The 5,473-nt window shown below is 41.3% G+C and carries 6 protein-coding genes; all 6 read left to right on the plus strand.

The genetic code is table 11. The annotated features are described in order from the left end of the window. The first annotated feature begins 82 nt into the window (after positions 1-82). Positions 83-400, plus strand: coding sequence for a hypothetical protein (locus RMX89_RS34320; protein WP_322692127.1), 318 nt, complete (start codon positions 83-85; stop codon positions 398-400). 76 nt (positions 401-476) lie between these two features. Next, complete coding sequence (locus RMX89_RS34325) at positions 477-731, plus strand: TIGR02450 family Trp-rich protein (RefSeq protein ID WP_322672297.1); 255 nt, start codon at positions 477-479, stop codon at positions 729-731. Between the two features lie 686 nt (positions 732-1,417). Continuing rightward, on the plus strand, positions 1,418-2,284 hold the full coding sequence (gene bchL / locus RMX89_RS34330) for a ferredoxin:protochlorophyllide reductase (ATP-dependent) iron-sulfur ATP-binding protein (RefSeq protein ID WP_292774821.1): 867 nt from the start codon (positions 1,418-1,420) through the stop codon (positions 2,282-2,284). Between the two features lie 32 nt (positions 2,285-2,316). Further along, positions 2,317-3,111 carry a DUF5331 domain-containing protein gene (locus tag RMX89_RS34335; protein WP_322692125.1) on the plus strand — a complete coding sequence of 265 codons (795 nt, stop codon included), beginning with the start codon at positions 2,317-2,319 and terminating at the stop codon, positions 3,109-3,111. Between the two features lie 200 nt (positions 3,112-3,311). Next, on the plus strand, positions 3,312-4,715 hold the full coding sequence (locus tag RMX89_RS34340; RefSeq protein WP_292857547.1) for a ferredoxin:protochlorophyllide reductase (ATP-dependent) subunit N: 1,404 nt from the start codon (positions 3,312-3,314) through the stop codon (positions 4,713-4,715). A 162-nt stretch (positions 4,716-4,877) separates the two neighbouring features. Continuing rightward, entirely contained in the window at positions 4,878-5,459 is a 582-nt protein-coding gene (locus RMX89_RS34345; RefSeq protein ID WP_322692126.1) for a nucleotidyl transferase AbiEii/AbiGii toxin family protein, read from the plus strand. Positions 5,460-5,473 lie beyond the last annotated feature (14 nt).

Here is a 5,473-nt window from a genome sequence, read left to right on the forward strand (position 1 = left end):
CTCATGCACGGTTTTGAAGACCAACGGGGTTGGTGACAACTTCGTTGAGTTTAATGACTTTGACTTTGAGGATGAAGATTTCTTGAAAATAAAACCGATCAGCCAAATGACTGAAGGGGAAAAGCTACAGCGATTTAAGCGGTTCTTCGACAGTAGCAGCCGTGCGATGTTGCAAGACTGTCTATTTCGCATCGTCAATGACGAAGATGGTACGGGTACGTTAGAAATTCTTTGTCCTAATGAAGTCGTAAGACAACGCCTTTCTAAGAAAAAGCGCAAAATTACCAACAACATCAACACCTGCTGGAGCCATATCAGATGGTTTTCGCTATGCGTTCAGCAAGATAATGAGTTGGATTGCCAAAAGTTTACCCGTAACGGTGATTTGGTGACATCTTAATTTGGGAATGGGAAATGGGGAATAAAGAAAGTGTTTTCCCAATGACAAATGACGAATGACGAATGACAAATGACAAATGACTAAAAAACAAAAATTTCCTTACCTAGTTGGTTCTAAGTGGACAGCACAGCAAAAAGTTGATGGCTGGCGGCATTTCCAAGTTGTCAATCGGAAAAATCAGGGGAAGTGGGTTTACGCTGAAATGGTTGCTGCTTGCGATCCTAAAGTCCGTTTTTGGATAAATGCCAAATTATTACAAGATAACTCCCAGTGGCAAGCTGGCTGGCAAACATTACAAGAAATCCAGGAAATTAAAACTGAGGTGTCCTAATTGCCTTAAGCCGCACAGCCAAAAGATTTTAACCTCACTTCCATTGCTCTCTCTTTTAGGAAGGAGGGTTTGAATCTTACTCCCCAACGCTAGTAGGGAAGGGGGGTTAAGTCTGTCATAGGACTCAACCCAGAAACACGATATCTTGCAAATTAATAATATTTTACAAAATCACACTAACTCACTCTCAAGCAGCAATTAAATGGTTTGCTCTACCGATTGAAAACTGCCAGATTATCTGCGATACCTTTGGTGAGCTACGCTAACGCAAATTGCAGTAGTATTTCCAGCATCAGGCTGCATATACCTCTGTTTGCCCTAACCCTGCGCCCCAATGCCTTGAAAACAGGTTCTAAAAACATTAGCTAATTCTATGAAAAGCATTCAAAAAAAACGATTTCAGTTTTTTGTTTTTTGTAACTCTTTTTATAAAAATAGATAATAAAAAGTTTTTATTGTCTATTTTTAAATCTTTTAAGGTCTTTAAAATTCATAAAAACCTAAATAAATTTAATTAAGCTTGAATTCATCGTCTAAGACTGTTTTACAGATTAGGAGCCACTTTCTTTTCTAAGTAATTTGCCCAATAATGACATCAACAGACCTCACGCATCGCCATCTCAGGAAAGGTGAAGGCAAATGTTTGAGCCACAAGTTTGACAAGAAGCTATAAGAGGGAAACAACAGTGAAACTAGCAGTCTACGGAAAAGGTGGTATCGGTAAATCCACAACTAGCTGTAATATATCCGTCGCCCTAGCTAAACGTGGCAAGAAAGTGCTGCAAATTGGCTGCGACCCAAAACATGACAGCACCTTCACCCTGACTGGGTTTTTGATTCCCACAATTATCGACACCCTCCAAGAAAAGGACTACCACTACGAAGATGTGTGGCCAGAAGATGTAATTTATAAAGGCTACGGCGGTGTTGATTGCGTAGAAGCTGGTGGTCCACCTGCGGGTGCTGGATGTGGCGGTTACGTAGTTGGTGAAACCGTAAAATTACTTAAAGAACTCAACGCCTTTGATGAGTACGATGTAATTCTCTTTGACGTTCTAGGTGACGTAGTTTGCGGTGGTTTTGCAGCACCACTCAACTATGCAGATTACTGCCTGATTGTTACAGACAACGGCTTTGATGCTTTATTTGCTGCCAATAGGATCGCTGCTTCAGTTCGCGAAAAAGCAAGAACTCACCCACTGCGTTTAGCTGGGTTAATTGGCAATCGCACCTCCAAGCGCGACTTGATTGAAAAATATATAGAAGCAGTGCCCATGCCAGTTTTAGAAGTTCTACCTTTAATTGAAGATATTCGTGTTTCCCGTGTGAAAGGTAAGACTTTGTTTGAGATGGCAGAGCAAGATCCTTCCCTAGACTACGTTTGCGACTACTATCTTAACATCGCCGACCAAATTCTAGCGCGTCCCGAAGGTGTTGTACCTAATGATTCACCAGATCGGGAGTTGTTCTCTTTGTTATCTGATTTTTATCTAAATCCGGGTAAACCCCAGGTTCCTAATTCAGAAGAGGAACTAGACTTGATGATTGTATAAATCACCAAGTTCTCAGGATGGGGGACAATAACATGGCTTTCTTTCACAGTTTTACGGATTCAATAAAGCAAAAGTGGTTGCAATTTTTCCAGAATAATCGAGACTGGATTACCCTGCACATGGAAGTGGAATCAGTGTACACCCCTGATGGCGGGAAGCGACCACCTTCCTACCTCATCCTGGGAGTTCTTAACGCCCTAGAGCCAAAACTAGCGCAGTTAATGTTGCCCTTTGCCAAACTCAATCCTGACGCCGATACCCTGATTGAAGTGCTGGATTTGCATTTTGACCCAGATTTAGCTCTCGGTAATCGCTTCGTTGTCAACCCAGATGCAGAAAAATACGTAGAAGAAGCAGCATCTGTCATTGATGAAAAGCCTGAAGATGAAACATTGACACACGCTCATACCAATGGCTTTGTGGCGGTGGCGGTAGTTGAAGAGTTCACAATTGTGGATTCTGAGGATGAAAGCCTGGAAATCAGCGAGTTGGAAGAAACGGAAAATGGCTTTGGCGATATTTCCTTAACCAACGGACACAACTCAAAAGATGAGTCTCTCCAAAGCTCTAGTTTAGAAGCAGATGAGTTTGGGGAAATTGCCTTCGATACAACAGCTGCAACGGAAGTAAAGCTGGATGAAGACGAAGATGAGGCGCTTGGAGATAGTCCACTAGATGAGAATGCGTTTAAAGACGTGTTATCAGATGTCTGGGGTGATGAAACAGCTTTACAAAAGGCTGAAGAAAATAACGATTTTTTGGGGGAAGAACTGCCAGCAGGCGTTTTTGATGAATCAGAAATTGCCCGCCTCTTCCCCAACGCTTAATTATTGCCGTTCTTCGCAATTTTAAGTTTTAGATTTGGGACTTCGGCTACGCTCAGTCGAACGGTTTTGGATGAGGAATTAGGGAAATTGTCGTTAGACAGAGGATACTTTTGTTGTCCCAGCCTTCAATCCAAAATTATCAATCTAAAATCTAAAATTGGTCGATCTGCCATTAAATATCAAGGGGAGAAAAAACCAAAATGACTGTCGCTCAACAACCAGAAGCTTTAAACTTTGAATGTGAAACCGGGAATTACCATACCTTTTGCCCAATTAGCTGCGTGGCGTGGTTATACCAAAAAATTGAAGATAGCTTCTTTTTGGTGATTGGGACAAAAACTTGTGGCTACTTCCTGCAAAATGCGATGGGGGTAATGATTTTTGCTGAACCCCGCTATGCAATGGCAGAGTTGGAAGAAGGCGATATTTCGGCACAGCTGAATGATTATGAAGAGTTAAAGCGGTTGTGCTTGCAGATTAAACGCGATCGCAATCCGAGTGTAATTGTCTGGATTGGCACTTGCACTACGGAAATTATCAAAACAGATTTAGAAGGTTTGGCACCGAAACTAGAATCCGAAATTGGGATTCCCATCGTTGTAGCGCGGGCAAATGGTCTAGATTACGCCTTCACCCAAGGGGAAGACACCGTATTAGCAGCAATGGCTAACCGTTGTCCTGATAAGGCTCCGGTGGCGGAAACAGAGAAGAACGAACGCAATGCGATCGCTAAATTGCTCAACTTCGGTAAGAAGAAAGAAGATGTCGCCCAAGATGAATCTGAGTACGTGGATCATCCACCCTTAGTTCTCTTTGGCTCCCTTCCCGACCCCGTGGTTACTCAGTTAACCTTGGAACTGAAGAAACAAGGCATCAAAGTTTCCGGCTGGCTACCTGCGAAGCGCTTCACTGAATTGCCAGTACTAGAAGAAGGGTATTATGTCGCTGGTGTCAACCCCTTCCTCAGCCGTACAGCTACCACCTTAATGCGCCGCCGCAAGTGTAAACTCATTGGCGCACCCTTCCCGATTGGCCCCGATGGCACTCGTGCTTGGATTGAGAAAATCTGCTCGGTGTTTGGTATTACTCCCAAAGGTTTGGATGAACGGGAAGCACAAATTTGGGCAGGGTTGGAAGATTACGTGAAACTGATTCGCGGTAAGTCTGTATTCTTCATGGGTGATAACTTGCTGGAAATTTCCCAAGCAAGATTCTTAATCCGTTGTGGGATGACTGTTCACGAAATCGGCATTCCCTACATGGATAAGCGCTATCAAGCTGCTGAGTTGGCATTGCTGGAGAAAACTTGTCAGGAAATGAATTCACCCCTGCCAAGGATTGTGGAGAAGCCGGATAATTACAATCAACTTCAACGGATTTATGAGTTGAAACCAGATTTGGTAATTACTGGTATGGCGCACGCTAATCCACTGGAAGCACGGGGTATTAATACTAAGTGGTCTGTGGAGTTCACTTTTGCTCAAATTCACGGCTTTACAAATGCGCGTGACATTTTAGAGTTGGTAACTCGTCCGTTGCGTCGGAATAATAATTTGAAAGATTTGGGTTGGGATAAGTTGGTGAGAGAAGAAGCGAAGATTTAAATTTGGGTTTGGATTGAGCAACAGCATATAATTAAGGCGAACCCAAAAAGTTCGCCTTTTTTGTCTCACAAAGGCGCAAAGGAAAATCGCCTAACAATAGTTACAATCAGGTGGATATCGCTAAATCATAAATTGGAGAAAATTCAACCATTAGAGTTAATTATGCTTAAGCTCAATCTACAAAAGCTACCATTTCTAGAGTCTATTGGTTGGCAGCTAAAAAATGTATATCAAATGAGTGAGAAAGAAATTGTTCAATTGTATCAACGCAATTGGCATCATCAAACTACCTTCAATAATTTAAAACAAGAAGAGAAAGATTTTGTTCATTATTTAGCAAAAAAATATAACTCCTGGATACTGCCGGATTTTGAAATGTTTCATCTCGATCATCATAATAATATACTTAAAATCCTTAATGCTTTCAATCCAGAAGTTTTCAAAAAAGCTTATGCATACTTTGGTGGTGGTACACTCTTGGCTTTAGAATATGATGAATACAGGCTTAGTAAAGATATTGATTTCCTCTTCTCTTATGGAACGGAAAATTACAGATATTTAAGAAATTTGATTTACGATGAAGGAATTGTGGCATTATTTCAAAGTACAACAGATATCGAATTAGGCGACAGTACAATAAATCAATATGGTATTCGTTTCCTTGTTGTAGTCAATGAAACAACTATTAAAATAGAAATTGTAGCCAAAAGACATGTCCTTAAAACAAAAGTTATGGAAAAATGATACAGAAATAAAAA

This window comes from Nostoc sp. DedSLP04, from assembly GCF_034530775.1.
Taxonomy (GTDB): domain Bacteria; phylum Cyanobacteriota; class Cyanobacteriia; order Cyanobacteriales; family Nostocaceae; genus Nostoc.

Bases quoted from the DNA above. Each gene is read 5' to 3' on its own strand.
- RMX89_RS34335 (WP_322692125.1), top strand. From the start codon at position 2,317: ATGGCTTTCTTTCACAGTTTTACGGATTCAATAAAGCAAAAGTGGTTG.
- RMX89_RS34325 (WP_322672297.1), top strand. From the start codon at position 477: ATGACTAAAAAACAAAAATTTCCTTACCTAGTTGGTTCTAAGTGGACA.
- RMX89_RS34345 (WP_322692126.1), top strand. From the start codon at position 4,878: ATGCTTAAGCTCAATCTACAAAAGCTACCATTTCTAGAGTCTATTGGT.
- RMX89_RS34340 (WP_292857547.1), top strand. From the start codon at position 3,312: ATGACTGTCGCTCAACAACCAGAAGCTTTAAACTTTGAATGTGAAACC.